Origin of the sequence: Peribacillus sp. ACCC06369 (assembly GCF_030348945.1) — a bacterium.
Classification (GTDB): Bacteria; Bacillota; Bacilli; order Bacillales; family DSM-1321; genus Peribacillus.
The window spans coordinates 4,346,552-4,365,829 of the sequence record NZ_JAUCEN010000002.1 but is presented as its reverse complement, the minus strand read 5'-3'; the positions used below and the strand labels follow the sequence as shown (position 1 = coordinate 4,365,829).

General features: G+C 40.4%; 26 protein-coding genes and 1 pseudogene. 13 read left to right on the top strand and 14 right to left on the bottom strand.

The window, feature by feature from the left end:
- Nucleotides 1–13 precede the first annotated feature (13 nt).
- From QUF78_RS22160 to QUF78_RS22145, 4 genes are all read left to right on the top strand, one after another.
- Nucleotides 14–886 (top strand): MetQ/NlpA family ABC transporter substrate-binding protein, encoded by an 873-nt coding sequence (locus QUF78_RS22160; RefSeq protein ID WP_289326370.1) that lies wholly within the window; start codon nt 14–16, stop codon nt 884–886.
- An 86-nt stretch (nt 887–972) separates the two neighbouring features.
- A complete protein-coding gene (locus tag QUF78_RS22155; protein ID WP_289326369.1) occupies nt 973–2,181 on the top strand; it encodes a M20 family metallopeptidase in 1,209 nt (402 codons plus the stop codon).
- 212 nt (nt 2,182–2,393) lie between these two features.
- Entirely contained in the window at nt 2,394–2,603 is a 210-nt protein-coding gene (locus tag QUF78_RS22150) for a Fur-regulated basic protein FbpA (protein WP_289326368.1), read from the top strand.
- A 33-nt stretch (nt 2,604–2,636) separates the two neighbouring features.
- The gene (locus QUF78_RS22145) at nt 2,637–2,831 is read left to right on the top strand and encodes a Fur-regulated basic protein FbpA (protein WP_289326367.1); all 195 of its coding nucleotides are present in this window, start codon (nt 2,637–2,639) and stop codon (nt 2,829–2,831) included.
- A 13-nt stretch (nt 2,832–2,844) separates the two neighbouring features.
- On the opposite strand, the gene QUF78_RS22140 is transcribed toward QUF78_RS22145, so the two are convergent.
- From QUF78_RS22140 to QUF78_RS22125, 4 genes are all read right to left on the bottom strand, one after another.
- A complete protein-coding gene (locus QUF78_RS22140) occupies nt 2,845–3,438 on the bottom strand; it encodes a dienelactone hydrolase family protein (protein ID WP_289326366.1) in 594 nt (197 codons plus the stop codon).
- 72 nt (nt 3,439–3,510) lie between these two features.
- A complete protein-coding gene (locus QUF78_RS22135) occupies nt 3,511–4,137 on the bottom strand; it encodes a DUF3885 domain-containing protein (RefSeq protein WP_289326365.1) in 627 nt (208 codons plus the stop codon).
- Between the two features lie 78 nt (nt 4,138–4,215).
- Entirely contained in the window at nt 4,216–4,695 is a 480-nt protein-coding gene (locus tag QUF78_RS22130) for a hypothetical protein (RefSeq protein WP_289326364.1), read from the bottom strand.
- 236 nt (nt 4,696–4,931) lie between these two features.
- Nucleotides 4,932–5,327 (bottom strand): SRPBCC family protein, encoded by a 396-nt coding sequence (locus tag QUF78_RS22125; RefSeq protein ID WP_289326363.1) that lies wholly within the window; start codon nt 5,325–5,327, stop codon nt 4,932–4,934.
- A 191-nt stretch (nt 5,328–5,518) separates the two neighbouring features.
- On the opposite strand from QUF78_RS22125, the gene QUF78_RS22120 reads away from it, so the two are divergent.
- Nucleotides 5,519–6,133 (top strand): undecaprenyl-diphosphatase, encoded by a 615-nt coding sequence (locus QUF78_RS22120; protein ID WP_289326362.1) that lies wholly within the window; start codon nt 5,519–5,521, stop codon nt 6,131–6,133.
- 307 nt (nt 6,134–6,440) lie between these two features.
- Here the strand turns inward: QUF78_RS22120 and QUF78_RS22115 are convergent, their stop codons facing one another.
- Nucleotides 6,441–7,580, bottom strand: a complete 1,140-nt coding sequence (locus QUF78_RS22115; RefSeq protein WP_289326361.1) for an alpha/beta hydrolase — start codon at nt 7,578–7,580, stop codon at nt 6,441–6,443.
- Nucleotides 7,581–8,140: 560 nt separating this feature from the next.
- Between QUF78_RS22115 and fabZ the strand changes: the two are divergent.
- Both fabZ and QUF78_RS22105 read left to right on the top strand, forming a co-directional pair.
- A pseudogene (fabZ, locus tag QUF78_RS22110) lies at nt 8,141–8,574 on the top strand (3-hydroxyacyl-ACP dehydratase FabZ).
- A gap of 32 nt (nt 8,575–8,606) precedes the next feature.
- A complete protein-coding gene (locus QUF78_RS22105) occupies nt 8,607–9,032 on the top strand; it encodes an NUDIX hydrolase (RefSeq protein ID WP_289326360.1) in 426 nt (141 codons plus the stop codon).
- 72 nt (nt 9,033–9,104) lie between these two features.
- Here the strand turns inward: QUF78_RS22105 and QUF78_RS22100 are convergent, their stop codons facing one another.
- Nucleotides 9,105–9,686, bottom strand: coding sequence for an LOG family protein (locus QUF78_RS22100; protein ID WP_289326359.1), 582 nt, complete (start codon nt 9,684–9,686; stop codon nt 9,105–9,107).
- 97 nt (nt 9,687–9,783) lie between these two features.
- On the opposite strand from QUF78_RS22100, the gene QUF78_RS22095 reads away from it, so the two are divergent.
- The 3 genes from QUF78_RS22095 (at nt 9,784) to QUF78_RS22085 (ending at nt 14,193) form a co-directional block, all read left to right on the top strand.
- A complete protein-coding gene (locus tag QUF78_RS22095) occupies nt 9,784–10,104 on the top strand; it encodes a MazG-like family protein (RefSeq protein ID WP_289327385.1) in 321 nt (106 codons plus the stop codon).
- A 271-nt stretch (nt 10,105–10,375) separates the two neighbouring features.
- Entirely contained in the window at nt 10,376–10,951 is a 576-nt protein-coding gene (locus tag QUF78_RS22090; RefSeq protein ID WP_289326358.1) for a TetR/AcrR family transcriptional regulator, read from the top strand.
- A gap of 71 nt (nt 10,952–11,022) precedes the next feature.
- Complete coding sequence (locus QUF78_RS22085; protein ID WP_289326357.1) at nt 11,023–14,193, top strand: bifunctional cytochrome P450/NADPH--P450 reductase; 3,171 nt, start codon at nt 11,023–11,025, stop codon at nt 14,191–14,193.
- On the opposite strand, the gene QUF78_RS22080 is transcribed toward QUF78_RS22085, so the two are convergent.
- The 7 genes from QUF78_RS22080 to QUF78_RS22050 all read right to left on the bottom strand — a co-directional run bounded on the left by QUF78_RS22080 (nt 14,115) and on the right by QUF78_RS22050 (nt 15,890).
- A complete protein-coding gene (locus QUF78_RS22080; RefSeq protein WP_289326356.1) occupies nt 14,115–14,495 on the bottom strand; it encodes a hypothetical protein in 381 nt (126 codons plus the stop codon). The two genes, QUF78_RS22085 and QUF78_RS22080, sit on opposite strands and share 79 nt — an antisense overlap.
- A complete protein-coding gene (locus QUF78_RS22075; RefSeq protein WP_289326355.1) occupies nt 14,492–14,638 on the bottom strand; it encodes a hypothetical protein in 147 nt (48 codons plus the stop codon). The genes QUF78_RS22080 and QUF78_RS22075 overlap by 4 nt, the downstream gene beginning before the upstream one ends.
- A gap of 11 nt (nt 14,639–14,649) precedes the next feature.
- Nucleotides 14,650–14,868 carry a hypothetical protein gene (locus tag QUF78_RS22070; protein WP_289326354.1) on the bottom strand — a complete coding sequence of 73 codons (219 nt, stop codon included), beginning with the start codon at nt 14,866–14,868 and terminating at the stop codon, nt 14,650–14,652.
- A gap of 133 nt (nt 14,869–15,001) precedes the next feature.
- Nucleotides 15,002–15,199, bottom strand: coding sequence for a hypothetical protein (locus tag QUF78_RS22065; protein WP_289326353.1), 198 nt, complete (start codon nt 15,197–15,199; stop codon nt 15,002–15,004).
- 21 nt (nt 15,200–15,220) lie between these two features.
- Complete coding sequence (locus QUF78_RS22060) at nt 15,221–15,433, bottom strand: hypothetical protein (protein ID WP_289326352.1); 213 nt, start codon at nt 15,431–15,433, stop codon at nt 15,221–15,223.
- 17 nt (nt 15,434–15,450) lie between these two features.
- A complete protein-coding gene (locus tag QUF78_RS22055) occupies nt 15,451–15,753 on the bottom strand; it encodes a hypothetical protein (RefSeq protein ID WP_289326351.1) in 303 nt (100 codons plus the stop codon).
- Nucleotides 15,750–15,890: a hypothetical protein gene (locus QUF78_RS22050; protein ID WP_289326350.1), complete on the bottom strand. Its 141-nt coding sequence runs from the start codon at nt 15,888–15,890 to the stop codon at nt 15,750–15,752. Before QUF78_RS22050 ends, QUF78_RS22055 begins: the two co-directional genes overlap by 4 nt.
- A 393-nt stretch (nt 15,891–16,283) precedes the next feature.
- On the opposite strand from QUF78_RS22050, the gene QUF78_RS22045 reads away from it, so the two are divergent.
- Nucleotides 16,284–16,733 carry an NUDIX hydrolase gene (locus QUF78_RS22045; protein WP_289326349.1) on the top strand — a complete coding sequence of 150 codons (450 nt, stop codon included), beginning with the start codon at nt 16,284–16,286 and terminating at the stop codon, nt 16,731–16,733.
- 88 nt (nt 16,734–16,821) lie between these two features.
- Here QUF78_RS22045 and QUF78_RS22040 read toward each other — a convergent pair whose 3' ends face one another.
- On the bottom strand, nt 16,822–18,225 hold the full coding sequence (locus tag QUF78_RS22040) for an NCS1 family transporter (RefSeq protein WP_289326348.1): 1,404 nt from the start codon (nt 18,223–18,225) through the stop codon (nt 16,822–16,824).
- A 254-nt stretch (nt 18,226–18,479) separates the two neighbouring features.
- Between QUF78_RS22040 and QUF78_RS22035 the strand changes: the two genes are divergently transcribed.
- Together QUF78_RS22035 and QUF78_RS22030 are read left to right on the top strand one after the other, a co-directional pair.
- Nucleotides 18,480–18,710 carry a DUF3953 domain-containing protein gene (locus QUF78_RS22035; RefSeq protein WP_289326347.1) on the top strand — a complete coding sequence of 77 codons (231 nt, stop codon included), beginning with the start codon at nt 18,480–18,482 and terminating at the stop codon, nt 18,708–18,710.
- Between the two features lie 195 nt (nt 18,711–18,905).
- Nucleotides 18,906–19,256 (top strand): DUF4181 domain-containing protein, encoded by a 351-nt coding sequence (locus tag QUF78_RS22030; protein ID WP_289326346.1) that lies wholly within the window; start codon nt 18,906–18,908, stop codon nt 19,254–19,256.
- Nucleotides 19,257–19,278: the final 22 nt, after the last annotated feature.

Here is a 19,278-nt window from a genome sequence, read left to right as displayed (position 1 = left end):
GAGGTAGGAGAAAATGAAGAAAATCTTATTAACGATCATAGTATTGGCATTGGCCATCGTGGCTGCAGCATGCGGGAACGAAGAGGGTGCATCAGGCGGTTCGGATGATGTGAAAACAGTAAAAGTCGGTGTCAGCAGCGGGGATACGAGAACATGGGAATACATTGTTGACTTAGCTAAAGATAAGGGGCTGAATATCGAACTGGTCACTTTCAATGATTATATCCAACCGAACCTTGCATTAAGTGAAGGGGAAATTGATGCGAATTCATTCCAAACGGTCGCCTACTTCGATGAATTCGTTCAAGATCAAAATCTGAAATTAGAGGCCATCGGGTCGACTGTCATTGCACCCATGGGACTTTATTCGAAAAAACACAAAGATCTCAAGGATCTTCCAGATGGCGCTACGATAGCGGTTCCGAATGAAGCAACAAACTTTGGCCGTGCGTTACTCCTTCTTCAAGAAGCTGGATTGATTACATTGAAAGAGGAATTCAATGGATCGGGATCATTGGAAATCATTAAGGAAAATCCGAAAAAATTGAAAATCAAACCTGTTGCTGCCGGCAATACACCGCGTCTATTGGATGATGCCGATGCTTCAGCCATTAATAATAATTTTGCCGTCGAAGCAGACCTTACTTTAAAAGATGCATTATTCCATGAAAGTAAAACGGCGAAACCATATATCAATATCATTGCAGTTAAAAAGGGAAATGCCGATCGTCCTGAGCTGCAAAAATTAGTAGAGCTTTATCAATCGAAAGAAGTGAAGGAATTCATTGAAAAAACGTTTAATGGAAACACCATTCCTGCATATGTTTCTGTAGATGAATTATTGAATTACCAAGATGCTTGGACAAAACCAGCTAACGAAAAATGATGAATAGAACAATGTGAAGGAATGCCGGAAGGATTCAAAATGCTATCCGGCTTTTTAAACCAATAAATAAAAGGGGAGATAAGAGTATGGCGAGAGAATTAGTGCAGAAGCAGCATCAGCAAATCATTGAAGATCACATCGACCTTCATTCCGAATTATATATCCAAACGAGTCAAGCCATTCATGCCAAACCCGAAATTGGGAATCAAGAGTTCTTCGCTTCGGACACGTTAACCGGAATACTTCACCATGAAGGATTTGAAGTGACCCGCAATATAGCTGGACATGAAACAGGATTCATCGCCAAAAAAACCTCTTCAAAGGAAGGACCTACCATTGCCTTTTTAGCCGAGTATGATGCATTGCCGGGTTTAGGTCATGCTTGTGGCCATAATATCATCGGCACAACGAGTGTTGCAGCAGGCATTTCCTTGGCTCAAGTGCTGGAGGAAACGGGCGGAGAGGTGATTGTTTTCGGTACACCGGCTGAAGAGGGCGGGCCGAATGGAAGCGCAAAAGGCAGTTTTGTGAAACATGGTCTATTTGATGGGGTGGATGCAGCCATCATTATCCATCCTGCCGGGCAAACGGGTATAACTAGTCCATTTTTGGCCGTCGATCCCCTTGATTTTCATTTTTACGGGAAGGCAGCACATGCGGCTGCTGCTCCTGAACAAGGCGTAAATGCACTTGATGGGGTGATTCAGCTGTTCAATGGCATTAATGCTTTGCGCCAGCAGCTTCCAACCGAGGTCAAGATCCACGGAATAATCACCAATGGCGGGGAAGCGCCTAACATCATTCCTGAATTTGCTTCAGCCAGATTTTACATTAGGGCAACAACATGGAAACTTTGCCAAGAAGTGTCCCGAAAAATACGTGCTGTCGCTGAAGGGGCAGCACTTGCCACAGGAAGCACGGTTAAAGTCGAGCGTTTCCAAAATGAAGTACTCGATTTTGTCATTAATCCAGTCCTTGATGAACTGTTAAAAGAAGAACTGGATCAATTGGGGGAAGCGGTGGCCCCTCGAAAAGAGAGTGGTTTTGGTTCGACGGATGCAGGTAATGTAAGCCATGTAGTGCCGACAGCCCATCCTTATATTAAAATTGGACCGGATGAGTTGATTGCCCATACGAATGAATTCCGCGACTGTGCTAAATCAGAAGCTGGAAACAAAGCCATTCTGACTGGTGCAAAAGCACTTGCGCTTACAGGATATCGATTGCTATCGGATAAAGACCTGTTGGGTAAGGTGAAAACGGCATTTCATGAAGCGAAGCAAACGGAAAAATAAATAAAATAAAAATTTTTGTTGACTACGGAGCTCGGAGTTTGTAATATAAGAAATAACAATACCAAGTAATTAAATAGGAATTATAGGTTAATTGACCGGAAAACCGGAGACTTTTCTTTAAAAAGAGATGTCTCCGTTTTTTTTGGTGTATGAGCCAGGTTCCATCGCTGTTACAATACCGTAGTTGTTCATATAATAAAGGAGGATTTATTATGGGGATATTATTACGTAAAGCAATTGAAAAGAAAAGAAACTTCCTGATCAACAAGTTGATTAACGAGGGAGTCTATAAAAAGAATGACATCCATCTATTTGAATTAACACTAACCGATTTAGAGGAAGAATATATCAAAATAATTAAAATTGAAGAGAAGGAATCCGATGATCATTACCCCTGTCTGAAGATCCATCATTTCATATAATCAGTGGAAAGATAATGAAAAGGGGAGGGTGAAATGAGGAAGAGTGTGGAAGAAAGGCGGAAGGAATTAATCCATAAACTTATGATCCATACTGTAAATAAGAGTGTGGAACAGCTTATGAAGTTAACCTTGAAAGAATTGGAAGTGGAGTACAAAAAGGTTCAAACGGACAGTCATCCCCATAGCGATGCTGGTTCGATACAATGGATCAATACAAAACGATATTAGAGAATGTGACACCTCAGTTCATCATGAAAAACTTCATCATTTTGCTAAAAGCGTTTTGTGCTGATTCTACATGATACTTTGAACTGTAAGGGTCACTGAATCCGTGTTTTCCGTTGAATTTTTGCACTTCGATATTCTTTATTTCTAAAGCTGAAATCAATTCGTCCACATTAAATGCTGATTCTTCTTGCGGAAAGAATAACAGTGTAGGGCATTGTGGCGTTAATTCTACATAATTCCTAATACGGGAACCGTAGTATCCAACCATTCCATCGACACATTCGTCCTCACTACACAGCCAAGCCACAGTTGCCCCTGCACTAAATCCAAGGATGAATATTTTTTGGTATTCATCTTTAACATCCGATAATATGTCCTTTATTTTATGTAAAGCGCCTGTTAAACCCACATTCTCCATAAAATGACGATAAGCAGCATCCTCTTGGGAATAATCAAAAGGTGTCTCTCGGTCTAACAAATTCGGACAGATGACATCAAAACCCTGATTCGATAATGATTCACAAAAACCCTGCATATGTTCGTTCAGTCCATAAATTTCGTGAATGACAATGATTACAGTATCGGAATCTTTCTGTATGTGCAGCATTTTTCCCCCCCCATTATCCTATTGCTTCATTATATATTGATCTTCAGCTAACGCACTTGTTAGTTGAATCCTTTATTTGAATACCCCGTCTATTTCATTTCTGTCGTAAGCTAATATCCAATCGTTGTAGTTGTCATAAACATCTCTTATTGTTTCGCGCGAGGTCGCCACTAAATCACAACCCCTGTCATCATAAACGTGAAATATAGTTTTCCTGTTGATGTTGATAAAATAGACCATATTAAAAATACTAGGTCTTATCCCCATATCCTGATTGCAGATTGCTTTCAACATAGGAATGTATTTGAAGTCGGATGTTTTACATTTTAAAGTGAATCTATGTGTTTTATATGTTCCTTCTTCATCATCGTCATGAATAATAGTCTTTTGGTTTAACCCATATAAGACAGATTTCCCTTTAATATAACGAGAAAAAGTTTTTGATTTAAGTTTAAAATCATCTGCATAATCACTAACGTCAACTACAATATAAATATCATCGTTATTAGAATGCAAGGACTTAAATAAAGTGATCACCCTTTTATATACTCCTTGTAGATATGGGCTATTTTCATAAGCAAAATCACTATCATAGTCCACACCTAATTCAAAACGGATACCAATTTTCCAACTATAAAACACGGGTGGTCTAAGTTCTAAGTTTGGGAAATTCTCATTCATAAATTCGTTTAAAAGCATTTTTGCACCTCGTTAATTTTCCTCATTCCTCATTAACTTGTCCTTTAGTTCGGAAGAAAAGGGTTGCAGCAGTTGGTATTACGACTGATTGTGATAAATTAAATCTTTCCACCCTTCAAAAGTATTTCTGAAATTTCTGGATATATCATCATCTTTACTAAGAAGTAAAATCAATGAAGAGTCCCACAGAACCAATTCAACCATAGCCTTAGGATGTTGGATAATTGGATTTTCCACCCAAAAATTTGGATTTCCATCAGCATATGGTACTTCTTTAATGTCATCTAAATCAATTTTTTCGTTTTTATCGAATGCCGAAAATACACCCCATATAAAATGAAAATCTTTATTATTGGCAAGTTCCGTTAGATTTTCACCTGTAATCCAGAAGTTATTATGAGGGTCGTCAATAATTCGATAATCTTCGAAGTAATTAAGGTAATTTTCAGGGTAAGACCAATCTAAGTCGGTAAGTAGCCAATTATAATCTTTATTGAGGCCATTGAACGAGTTTAATATTTCTTTTAACTCCAAGAACTCTTCTAAAATGGTGTTCATTTCTTCCACCTCACAACTAAATTCCCCTTTATTTTATCACTTCTTCTTCAACGAACCTTCTCTATTGGTTTAAGTGAATTACTGGCATCTTTTAATAAACTTCGTGACTTTATGTTAAAACCACATTGTTTATACTTTCCTAAAAATTTTCATTCCATTTAAATATGAAATCATAACGATTAGCACCATCCAACCAATAGACACCCACAAATCATTTCCAACAGCATGAGTCGTATTTAGGTATAGGGAAGTTCTCTTCCTTCTGAAAATGCTTTTAGGTTTGCCAAACTAAGTTCAAATCCGTCCATGTTAATGGATACTCTAGTTCCTTCAGGTTCTGGGTATATTTCGAAAGTGAAAACGAGGTTATCCGAATCCAAGGAATAAGAAAACTTTTCGTTAGGAATTACTTCTTGGATGGTAAAGCTCATTGGAATACTTTCGTTATCTTTAAGATTGTTATGTGCACTAGGCATTAATACGAAGATTGCCTTCTCGCCAACCTTGAGTTTAGGAATATTCCATTTTGAACCCGGGGCATACCATTTTGAAATGTTTCCATCATTTGTAATCGCATGCCAAACAGCTTCTTGGTTTTTATGAATTAGAACAGAGTTACTATCATTATTCACCTGACTAACCTCCTGATTTTTCTATGGATTATATAGAATGTCTTAGAAATATACAAGAAGATTTATACTCTAGCGATAGTTGAACACGTGACAATATTGTAAGATTGCAGCTAAAACTGTTAGGAAAATCGATGGCGATTTACACCTCTTTTCTTTTACTATGAAAGAAAAAGAGGAAAGGTGGATATGAAATGAGTCTTTTTGAATGGAATGTCAATGTATTTAGAATGATAAATGACTTAGGGAAACAATACTCTTATTTAAACCCTTCTGCCATTTTCATTGCCGAGTACATGGTATTTTTATTAGCTTTAGCAGTCATCGTAATATGGTTCACTCGAAATGAACAGAGTAGAATGATGGTTGTTTGTGGAATGATTACGTTTGTAATAGCTGAAATGATGGGGAAAATGGCAGGGGGATTACATTCGAACAATCAGCCATTTGCCGAATTGACCAATGTTAATAAGTTGATTGAAAAAGCAGTGGATAATTCATTTCCAAGCGACCATACCATCTTGTTTTTCTCGTTTTGTGTATCCTTTTGGCTTTTCAAAAGAGGATGGTGGATGCTATGGATCATGCTGGCTTTCCTTGTTGGCATTTCTCGTATTTGGGTAGGAGTCCACTTTCCGGCGGATGTGCTGGCAGGTGCTATAATAAGCATCATTTCGGGCCTGGTGGTTTACTTTGTTGTTCCTAAGATAAGTTTGATTCATAAAATATTAGCGGGTTATGCGAGGTATGAACAAATACTTCTATCTCCATTGACTAAATCGAAGGAAAAAAAATCAAAGGACTTTTAAGCGAGACTTAAAAACAGGGTTGCTCAGGTTTTAAAAAGTCCAGCAAATATTTATTCAATTCAATACAATAAATATTTTAGATAAGAGAAAAGGATAAATGAACAGGGAAGCACTCCTGAATACATCTATCCTTTTTATTCAACATATGACCTCATTTACTACTACAACACCAAAGTTTTACCACAACAATTTGTTTTTCTAATTCAAACATAGTTTTTTATATTATTACAGGAGGCTACCCCTTAATTCCATCCCTCGTCTTGCCTCCCATTTTTGAAAATAAGGACTAGAAACTTAAACAATGATGTTATTTGGAATTATGTTTGTTATTTGCCCGAACCCAATCGGTAAAGGCTTCAATGCCATGCACGACTGCTTTGGTACGAATGGAGTGATATAAATCAAAATTGTGCTCAGCACCGGGAAGTTCGACATAAACAACCGGATTAGATGAGGAATCACGCAAATGCTCCGCGAAGCGTCGTGCATTTTCCACGGGCACTAACCTGTCCTGATCACCATGCACCACGAAGAATGGCGGTGCTTCTTTTCCACTGTAAGCCATAGGAGATGAGAATAAGCCAGGGTGTGTATCGATATAACCGTAATAGCCATATAGACAAATGGCGGCAGTTACCGACGTGTCCACACACTCAAAACCTGGCTGGAATGAAGGGGAATTTGGGGTTAGTGCAGCCATAGCAGTCAAATGAGCCCCTGACGAATTACCAGCTAAAACTATCGTCGTAGGGTCAGCTCCGTACTCGGACCCGTGCTCGCGTACCCAAGCAATCACTTTCTTAATGTCAATCAAGTGGTCGGGAAATTTCACGTCAGCACTTAAGCGGTAGTTTGCACTGATGCACACCCACCCCTTGCTAGCAAGCTGGTAAATAAGAGGGAGAGATTGGCTGTTCTTTTTACCGCCTACAAATCCTCCACCGTGCAAATGCACCAACGTGGGGCAGCCCGTCGGATGAGAGCGATGGCGATAAACATCTAGTTGATTTCTCATACCTGCATTACCGTAGTTGATGTTTGCAATCCTCACTACATCGTATCGTCTTTTAAAGAATGGACCGAGTAAAGCTGTGAAACTAAATTTCTTGTGTAATCGGCGCTCATTCTTAGGGTTAATTGTAGTTCGCCACGTTTTCTCAAGACTATCATTCATGGCTTGACTGACTACAGGAGAAGTTTGTAATCCCCGATGGATAATCACTAAGAGTGTTCCCACTGTCAAAATTGATATTGCAAAAGCCATCCACCCAACCGGAGAATGAACGTCGCCTTCAATAAAGGCTAACGAATTTGATCCAATCAACCAGAAAAGTGCAAAGAATGGTAGTTCATTTATTACGGAAAAGTAAGAACCTAAAGAGTTAAAACTTCGAGGGAAGTTGGATGGTGCCACTACGAAATATGTACACCAAGCGACAAAAAGCACAGAAATAAGGTAACCGATTGGTATGCTCGATATAGTCATCACGCCCTTTAGGAGATATACAATCGCGTTAGTTTGTTTCCTCTAGAAATTTGATGTTATCTTTTACTGTCATTTAAAATTCCAGTATCACCTGATGGCTATTCAACATCATAAATATATTCTAATGGATACACGTTGCCTATATGCCATTTTCCACATCTTACTATATGTTAGGTCCTTATATGAATTCTTCTTAATGACCTATAAAATTTTCTAATATTTGTTCGTGAGAAAGTGGAAATCCTTCTTCCACAAAACTGCTACTTTAGTCTAATGAGGACAGGTGATACTTTTTGAAGTACCACTTACTTTCAAATGTTTGCCACCCATTTTGAATTATTATCAGCTATATATTTTCCACAAGTATAAAGCGTTGTACCAGTTCATTTATTTATTTAGCAACACTTCAATTTTGTATTTTAAGTACAGCCGCTATTTTAGTGAACGATATGTAGAAAGTAAATACAAAAATATCCATATGATGATCCTGATGGTAAAATAAAGGGAAAGAATTCATCACAATGGGGGGCTTAATATTGGTTGATATCCAAGAAATCAAAGACATTATCAGGCATCGCTATCCATTTCTTTTAGTTGATAGAGTACTGGAATTGGAAGAAGGAAAGAGAGCGGTGGCCATTAAAAATGTAACAGCAAATGAAGAGTTTTTTACTGGTCACTTTCCAAATCACCCAGTGATGCCAGGTGTATTGATCGTTGAGGCTTTAGCACAGGTAAGTGCTGTTATTATGCTTACAAAAGAAGAAATTCAAGGGCGGATCGGGCTTTGGCTGGGATCGATGGATGTCGTTTTAAAAGGCAAGTAAGACCAGGGGATCAATTACGTTTAGAAGTGGAGATTACTCGCTTGAAAGGTCCTATCGGGAAAGGAAGGGCTACTGTTGATGGAGAAACTGTTTGCGAGACAGAGCTCGTATTTGCTTTTGGTGATTGATCTTTCAATAGGGGTAACTTGAACACGGGGGGATGAAAGTGATACCGATAAAAAAAGCCTATGGGTATGTGACAAGAATCAAAAATGGAGAAACTCAGGTATTGGTTTTTCAACATCCCATTAGGGAAGCGGGTATACAGATACCTAAGGGAACAGTGAAGCCTCAAGAAAATGCTTACCAAGCAGTGATTAGGGAAATGAAAGAAGAAACAGGTCTTGAGAATTTTTATGTGGAGAAATTAGTTGCGGAAGATTTTTGGGAGAGCGCTGATGGTGCCATACATAATAGATATTTTTATCAAATAAGTGTATCGATTGTTCCTGATGAATGGGACTATCAGCCAACGGGTGGAGGAGATGAAGAGGGGCTGACATTCCATTTCTTCTGGATTTCATCCCAACATGAAGTGGAACTTATTAAAGGGCATGGAGATTATTTAAACCTGATATTTACCTAACCCTTCAGTACGCAGCAGTATATCACAACCGGCCAAGGTCATTATTGATCTTGGCCGGTCGTTTTTTTATAATCAGGTCTGTTTTTCGGTAATGAAAGTTTTTACGGTTGGCGGTTCATATGTATTGAATTGATCAAGAAGCCCATTTGGTTCAACATCTACCAGCGCCATCGAACGGAATTTTTCATGAAGGAACTGTTCGTCGGACATATGATTGAATAAAGCGACCAAAGGATCATAATAGTGATTGATATTTAAGAGTCCGCAAGGTTTTTGATGAAGACCAAGTTGAGCCCAAGTGAAAATCTCAAAGAATTCTTCCATTGTTCCTGGCCCGCCTGGCAAGGCAATGAACCCATCTGCAAGCTCAGCCATTTTAGCTTTTCTTTCATGCATGGATTCCACGACAATCAGTTCGGTTAAGTTCTTATGGGCTATTTCCTTTTTTTCTAGAAAATCTGGCATTACGCCAATTACATTTCCGCCTGCTTCCAAAACGGAATCTGCAACTGCACCCATGATTCCTACACTTGAGCCTCCATAAACAAGGGTAATATTACGTTTTGCCAGTACCGCACCCAGTTTTTTAGCCTCTTCTACATAGACAGTAGATGCACCAATGCTTGATCCACAAAATACAGCTAGACTTTTCAAAATATCACATCTCCCATTTAGTAATCTTCCTTTCTTATCATACATAATTCAGGGGGGTTTGTTAAACTTGAATTATCTAAATGAAGGGTGGATGAATATGAACGTCACTGAATTTCAACAATGGGTAAAAGATTATTATGAAGCACGAGGATGGTCTGAATTGGACATTTTCATTCGCATTGGCTTTTTGGCAGAAGAAACTGGCGAGGTGGCACGAGCCATTCGCTCCCTTGAGATTGGCAGGGATAGGCCTGATGAAGTTATTGGTTCGTTTGAAGAGAACAAACAGGAGTTAACCGAAGAATTGGGAGATGTGCTAGGTAACTTGATTGTGATTGCGAACAAGTACGATATTCCATTGGAAGAAGTGTTTAATGCCCATAAAAATAAACTATCCGAACGCTATCATCATGCATAATTTCCGTCATTATTGGTGTGCATGAAAAACATCCTGTTTTTAAACTTGGAGAGCTGTGACGATCAGCTCTTTTTCTCATGGGTCTAACGATAGTGATTTGTACTAATTTAACTCATTATAAGGAAAAAAATCAGCCTTTTATCCCTCTTCATTAACAAAGAATTCACAAAATATGGGTACTATGCGCGATTGAGATGGGATTTTATTGGGTATACACTTACATTAATAGGAATGAACATTCATTCCGCATCTTATAAAGGGGTGAATCATTATGATCAATGCAGTAAATAAACGAGACAGTATAGTATCCAGCGCTTTGGAACTATTCGCCGAACGGGGATATGATGCTACGACGATTCCGATGATAGCTACATCGGCAGGGGTGGGAGCCGGTACCATCTATCGTTACTTTGAGAATAAGGAGGTGCTAGGCAACAAGATTTTTCAAGAGTACTTGGATATTTTCACTGAAACGATCAAGAATGGATTTCCCCATGATGATTCGATTCGCAATCAGTTCCACCATATTTTTAAATCTATGGTTCATTTTACAAATGAGCAGGACCAAGCTCTTTATTTTATAAAGATACATAGTGGAGCCCATTTTTTAAATGAAGATAGTCATGCTAGTTTTCAAGGGCTATTGAATATATTTAAAAATTTCTTTGATTATGGAAAAGAAAAAAAAGAAATTAAGGAGCTGCCTTCTTCTGCTTTGATTGCCATCATTTACGGAGCATTTCTTGAGCTTGAGCGACTTGTCCGCATTGGGGAATTAGAACCTGAACCAAAACTATTGGCAGATGTGGAAGAAAGCTTTTGGGATGCAGTCCGATTGCACGCTTGACACATTTTTAACAATTAAACTGAATGAATGTTCATTCCGCATTCTAAACTATTAAAAGAGGTGCTTATAAAATGGAAAATACAACTCAGTTTCCACAGCCAAAAACTTACGGACCCCTAGGCAGCCTGCCTATCCTTGATAAGGATAAGCCGCTTCAGTCTTTCATGAAGCTGGCACGGGAACTTGGGCCGGTTTTTCAATTTCAATTTCCTGGTCGCATCGCTACATTCGTATCCAGTGCTGACCTCGCTAAAGAAATTTGTGATGAAGCAAGGTTTGATAAGAAAGTTGGACCTGCCCTACAAAAAGTGAGAGCGTTCGGCGGCGATGGACTCTTCACAAGTGAAACCACGGAGCCGAATTGGAAAAAAGCCCATAACATCCTGCTGCCCAGCTTTAGCCAGCAGGCAATGAAGGGCTACCATGCTAAAATGGTGGATCTTGCAACCCAACTCATTCAAAAATGGGCTCGCCTGAATCCGGCTGATGAGATAGATGTTCCTGAAGATATGACACGATTGACCTTGGATACGATCGGACTCTGCGGGTTCAATTACCGCTTTAACAGTTTTTATCGGGAGACCACCCATCCTTTCGTCACCAGTATGGTGCGTGCGTTGGATGAAGCGATGAGTCAAACGCAGCGACTTGGCATCCAAGATAAACTGATGATCAAGTCTAAAAAACAATTCAGGGAAGACATTCAATATATGTTCTCTCTAGTGGATGAAATGATTGCTGAACGAAAACAAAATGGCGATCAAGGAGAAGATGATCTTCTTTCCCATATGTTGAAGGGAGTCGATCCTGAAACGGGCGTTTCCCTGGATGTTGAAAATATTCGTTTTCAAATCATTACCTTCTTAATAGCGGGGCACGAAACGACGAGCGGTCTCCTATCGTTCGCCATCTATTTCCTGATGAATAACAGGGACAAGTTGAAAAAAGCGCAGCAGGAAGTCGATGAAGTGCTTGGTGATGATGTTCCTGATTACAAACAAGTGAAAAAGCTGAAATATGTCCGGATGGTGCTGAATGAAACGCTTCGTCTGTGGCCGACAGCTCCGGCATTTTCCGTTTATGCTAAAGAAGATACCATGCTGGGCGGAAAATACAAGGTGAAGAAAGGCGATGTGTTCTCGCTACTTATTCCTGAGCTTCACCGTGATCCATCCGTTTGGGGTGATGACGTTGAATCGTTCATTCCTGAGCGGTTCGAGGATTTGGATTCCATCCCTTATCATGCTTATAAACCGTTTGGAAACGGGCAGCGCGCCTGTATCGGACAGCAGTTTGCCCTTCATGAAGCGACACTGGTGCTTGGCATGGTTTTACAGCACTTTGACTTGATTGATCATGAAGAATATCAATTGGATGTTAAAGAAACGTTGACTCTCAAACCGGACGGGATGACCATGCGCGTTTCTCCGAGGAAGCCGGAGATGTCGTTTACCGTTTCTTCTCCAGAACCAAAGTCTGCGGACAAAGGAGCCACGGCATCTTCAATCGAATCAGCACATGGTACACCATTACTTGTCCTGTTTGGATCAAACATGGGAACAGCGGAAGGGATTGCTCGTGACCTTGCTGAATCAGGAAAGCGGCAAGGCTTCAATGCCGAGATTGCCCCTTTGAATGATTACACGGATCGGCTACCTCGAGAAGGGGCTGTTCTCATCGTCTCGGCATCTTATAATGGAAATCCCCCTGATAATGCGGGTGACTTTGTTTCATGGCTGAAGGAAAGTCAGGATGACACATTGGATGGTGTTCACTATGCGATCTTCGGATGCGGGGACCGCAATTGGGCCAATACGTACCAACGCATTCCACGTTTCATTGATGAGCAGCTGGAACAAAAAGGAGCGGTGCGGCTGTCAGAAACAGGCTATGGAGATGCAAGTGATGACTTTGAAGGTGATTACGAGAAATGGACAGAAGCCCTTTGGCCGAATCTTGCCGAAACCCTTAATATTGAAGTGAATATGAATGATCGAGTAGTCAGCTCGATTACGATGAACTTCGTAAGCGATGTGAGCGGAACGCCACTAGCCCGCACCCATCATGCTTTTACAGCCATTTTAAAAAGGAATTACGAATTACAACATGTGGAAAGCGGAAGAAGTACACGGCATATAGAGTTAACTTTGCCAGCGGGAATACATTATCAGGAAGGCGATCATCTCGGGGTTCTTCCACAAAATCCACCGGAACTTGTCGAACGAGTGCTCAGTCGATTTAACCTAAACGGCCAAGATTACGTGGATCTGACTGGGGATTCGGGAAAAGCTGCCCATCTTCCTACAGGAAAACCAGTAAAACTCGAGGAGTTACTATCAAACCATGTGGAGTTCCAAGAACCCGCCACCCGGTCTCAAATTCGGGCGCTTGCCACTTACACGGTATGTCCTCCACATGTAAAAGAACTTGAAGAACTACTTGAGGACAGGACCTATAAACAAGAAATCCTGAACAAGCGCATAACCATGCTTGATCTTATAGAAAAGTATCTTGCATGTGAAATCCCATTTGAACGTTTCTTGGCTTTACTGCCACCTTTAAAAGCAAGATACTACTCTATTTCAAGCTCTCCACTTCACAAGGAAGGAGAAGCAAGCATCACCGTCAGCGTTGTCCGCGGGGAAGCTTTGAGCGGCAACGGGGAATACAAAGGAATTGCATCGAATTATTTGGCAGAACGCTCCTTAGGCGACAAGGTAGCCTGCTTTATCAATACGCCGCAATCCAATTTCCAACTTCCAGAGCAAACAGGAAAACCAATCATCATGATTGGCCCTGGAACAGGAATTGCACCATTCAGAGGATTCATTCAGACTCGTCGCGTACTGAAGGAAAAAGGTGAAACGCTAGGGGCTGCCCACCTTTACTTTGGATGCCGTAATCCGGAACACGACTTCCTCTATCAAGAAGAACTCGTGCAAGCCGAACAAGAGGGACTTGTAACACTGCACACCGCTTTCTCAAGATGTCCCGGCCAAGAAAAAACGTATGTCCAGAACCGATTAGCGGAAAACGCTCATGACATACTTCCTTTATTAAAAGAAGGAGGAGGACACCTATACATCTGCGGAGACGGAGGTAAAATGGCACCCGATGTTGAACGAACATTAATCGACAGCTATATGCATTACTATCAAAAACCTCAAGAAGAAGCCACGGAATGGCTGCAATCATTAGAGGAGAATGGCAGATATGCAAAAGATGTTTGGGCAGGAGCATAAATAGGAGGGAGCAGCGATTCCAAGAGAATCGCTGCTTTTCTTGTGTGGCAATGATATATGAATTCGCGAGTAAATAGCACAAGCACGAACTCACGAGTAAAACACGCAAACTCGCGAGTAAACAGCACGAACTCACGAGTAAAACACGCAAACTCACGAGTAAAACCGCAAAACTCACGAGTAAAGTGCGTAAATTCACGAGTAAAGTACGAACTCACGAGTAAAACACGCAAACTCACGAGTAAAACACGCAAATTCACGAGTAAACAGCACGAACTCACGAGTAAACAGCACAAATTCACGAGTAAAGTGCAAACTTACGAGTAAAGTACGAACTCACGAGTAAAACAGCAAAACTCACGAGTAAACAGCACGAACTCACGAGTAAAACCGCAAAACTCACGAGTAAACAGTACGAACTCACGAGTAAAACCGCAAAATTCACGAGTAAACAGCTCAAACGATCAAACTCACGAGTAAACAGCACGAACTCACGAGTAAACAGCACGAACTCGCGAGTAAAACAGCAAAACTCACGAGTAAAGTGCGTAAACTCACGAGTAAACAGCACGAACTCACGAGTAAACAGCACAAACTCACGAGTAAAAAAGCAAAACTCACGAGTAAACAGCACAAACTCACGAGTAAAGTACCAATTCGCGAGTAAAACAGCAAAACTCACGAGTAAAGTGCGTAAATTCACGAGTAAACAGCACAAATTCACGAGTAAAATCAGCGAAACTCACGAGTAAAGCGCAAACTTACGAGTAAAGTACGAACTCACGAGTAAAACAGCAAAACTCACGAGTCAACAGCACGAACTCACGAGTAAACACGCAAATTCACGAGTAAAGTGCGTAAATTCACGAGTAAACAGCACAAACTCACGAGTAAAACAGCAAAACTCACGAGTCAACAGCACGAACTCACGAGTAAAGTGCGTAAATTCACGAGTAAACAGCACAAATTCACGAGTAAAACAGCAAAACTCACGAGTAAAGCGCAAACTTACGAGTAAAGTACGAACTCACGAGTAAAACAGCTCAAACTCACGAGTAAACAGCACGAACTCACGAGTAAACAGCACAAATTCACGAGTAAAGTGCAAACTTACGAGTAAACAGCTCAAACTCACGAGTAAAACACGCAAACTCACGAGTAAACAGCACAAATTCACGAGTAAACAGCTCAAACTCACGAGTAAACAGCTCAAACTCATGAGTAAACAGCTCAAACTCATGAGTAAACAGCACAAACTCACGAGTAAACAGCAAAACTCACGAGTAAACAGCTCAAACGATCAAACTCACGAGTAAAACCGCAAAACTCACGAGTAAAGTACGTAAATTCACGAGTAAAGTACGAACTCACGAGTAAACAGCACAAATTCACGAGTAAAACAGCAAAACTCACGAGTAAACAGCACGAACTCACGAGTAAAACACGCAAACTCACGAGTAAACAGCACGAACTCACGAGTAAACAGCACAAATTCACGAGTAAAACAGCAAAACTCACGAGTAAACAGCTCAAACTCACGAGTAAAACACGCAAACTCACGAGTAAAGTACGAATTCGCGAGTAAATAGCACGAACTCACGAGTAAAACAGCAAAACTCACGAGTAAACAGCACGAACTCACGAGTAAAACACGCAAACTCACGAGTAAACAGCACGAATTCACGAGTAAACAGCAAAACTCACGAGTAAAAAGCACAAATTCACGAGTAAAGCGCAAACTTACGAGTAAAGTACGAACTCGCGAGTAAAACAGCAAAACTCACGAGTAAAGTGCGTAAACTCACGAGTAAACAGCACGAACTCACGAGTAAACACGCAAATTCACGAGTAAACAGCTCAAACGATCAAACTCACGAGTGAAATAAGCTATTTTCGCAAAAATAGAAGAGTTGGTTTGCAAATGGGGAGTACAACATCCATTGAGGGAGGACGGACGTTTACGGATTCTTTATTGATTGTTAAAATTTGAGGGTGTGTTAATAGTGGAGGCAGATGATGCTCTCTATGGTCAACATTTGTCACGGCCATGTGGTGGGGTTAAACTAACGATAAAGGGGTCACTTTATATAATGTTTAAGTATACAGTTTGTTTTGTTAAGAAAGGTAATGAAATACTCATGCTCAATCGGGAGAAGGCTCCAATTATGGGTGTATGGAACGGGGTGGGGGGCAAAATCGAGAACGGTGAAACACCTGATATAGGTGCACGGCGTGAGGTGTTTGAGGAAACGGACATTGGAGTAGAGCCCTTTTTTTCTAAAGGAACGGTAACTTGGGAGACTCCAGAAGGTGAACTGGATGGGATATATGTGTATTTGTATGAAGTAGATGCAGATTTAATATATGAAACACCGAAAAAAACGCGGGAAGGTATTCTGGAATGGAAATCGATTGAGTGGATCCTCCATCCAGAGAATCTCGGAATTGCTGAAATGGTCGCACAGTACTTACCGGTTCTATTGAATAAAGAAGGAAACTACACATTCACTTACAAAAATGGTCAAACGTATCATTCATGAAACCAACTTTCCTTAAAAAAAGGGATACTACCATTTTGAGCAGTATCCCTTTTTGGGCTGTCATATGAATGTTGATTGCGTCTACAAATTAACATTCATTCTCGAATATCGTACCTTTTTTGAATCTTGAATCCTTAAAGGCGAACTTCATCAGAATAATATAGGCAATGCCTGCCACAACAACACCGATGATCCAGGCAAGCTCCACTTTTATAAAGGCGGCACCGGCGCCGATAAGCATGGCGAGCAGTGCGCATGGATTATATCCTGCAAATGGTCCGTCTTCTCTGTATAAATCGGCAACATTCATTTTTTGCTTTCTTAATATATAATATTCGACTAATAAAATCGAAACGATCGGGCCTAAAAAAGCGGAATAAATCAGAATGAACATACCGAGCCCCTTCGCCGAAGAATCCTGTACAAGCACCCAAGGGAATGAGCAAAAGGCAAGAAGTCCGGTTATGATAACGGCAATCTTATATTTCAACTTTGTAAGTAAAGTAATGACATAGGTTGGCGGAATAATGTTGGCGACCATATTTACGGCAATCGCACCTATTACGATAAATGCAGAAACGCCTACAGTGATATAAGGATTGTCCACCACTATTGCAAACGCCTTAACGGGATTGGATATGCCGGTAGCGGTAGCAAGCATTACACCGATTGTCAGTACAAATCCATAGGCTATTAAAATGGGCGAAAAGTACAAAAAACCTCGTTTTGCATCACTGATGCCAGACTTAAGCTCTCTTGAATAGTCTCCTGCGCTTAAAAAGATAGCCGCATAATTCCCCAAAAACATCATGATGAAAGCAAAGAACGGCAAGCCCCATGAGCCTTCGGCATGCACCCATTTTTCCGCGATGACCTCGTTATGTGATGTAAGGAGAATACCAAATACATAGACAAGCGCTAGCATGATAACGATGGATGCAAGCATTTCCACCCATTTGATGGCATGGAAGCCGTACAGCGAAAGCGCAATTTGCACCAGTTGAATCACGACAAAGCAAATGACGGCATTATCAAAAGCGCCACCCGTCATGATCTTCACGATTTCGTTTAAGGCAGTACCACCGATCCAACTTTGAAAACCGTACCAGATGATGGCCGGAATTCCGCGCAAAAGTGATGATATGATGGAGCCTTTCATCCCGAAGGACATTCTGAGCTGAACAACATAGGGAATTCCGGTCCTGTATCCGATCCTATCATTTAAAGCGAAAATCATGGAAATGATGGCGATGGCGATGGCAGCTGCAGCAAACGTCTGAATGATGTTCAACGTTGCGGTTCCCGCTACAACCAAGCTGGCCCCTAGTGTCATATTCCCTAAATTGACGCCGTCTCCAATCCACATGAATATATAGGATATCGGGCCAACCGTCCTATCTTCTTTTGTTTTAGGCTTCAGAGATTCATCCAAATCCGCAGTATGGTTGAACTCCGTTTCTTCCAAAGCATGACTTTCTAGATATGTAGACAATTTACACTCAACTCCCATTCATCGTGTTATATGACATACCACGTAATGTAATAAAATCTAACATAAATAAAGTATATAAGATTCGGATTTAGGAATCATTAGAAGAAGTGTGAAATTTCAGATATTATTTTGTGCTTTTTAACTAAAATTATTTCGGTGATCATATAAAAAAGACCCTCTGTCTGAAAGCTCACCTTTCACAAAATGGTATAATTAGGATATAGTTAGTGGATTGGGTTAAAGGGGGAATATTCTTGAATATAGCTAGAATCATCTTAGGAATCATTGTTTTTGCTTTATCAGCTACACAGCTAATTACCGGGAATGATAAGTTGTTACCATACAGCATGTTTTTCCTGGGGTTAATGATGCTGGTGATTGGAATTACCGAACTTCAAAAGGATCGTAAAGGATTCGTTGGGTATATGTGTCTTGTTGTCTCGCTATTAGTTCTCTTTACCGTCATTCTGAGTTTCTTAATATAGAATTAGTTTTTACCTAAAGATCTTAATGGGGGTCTTTGTTCATCATTGGGATATAGATTTGAAGTTCATAACAAAACAAGGGGGGCTCTTGCAGCTCTTTTTCTTATGTGCTTAAATGGCTGATTCGGTTGATAAGACCATATCTAATTATGGTAAAATATAGATAAAATGGTTGGTGGAAGGGATGTAGTTTTAGTGGGAATTGTGTGGATCTTCATTATTTTTATTGGTTTTTCTCTCTTCATAGATAAATTTTTAAGGAAATGGTTTGGTGTAGATAAGAAAAAGATAGCCGATACCCCTGGTAAGAAAGTGGATCGGTGGGGAAGAGCCATCATTGCATCCATTTATTTATGTACTTTCCCCTTTGTTACAGAGGACCCATATGTCATGAAGGTGTATCTGATATCCTTTTTAATTGTATTAACTGGTTTTCAGTTGTTCTTGGAATGGAAGTACTTGAAAAACGCAAAAGAACATGTCATTACAATAGTTCAGCTTCTGTTAGCCTTAGTGATTATGTATAATGTGGATTATTTTATATAGGTTGGATGGTACATAAGGAGCG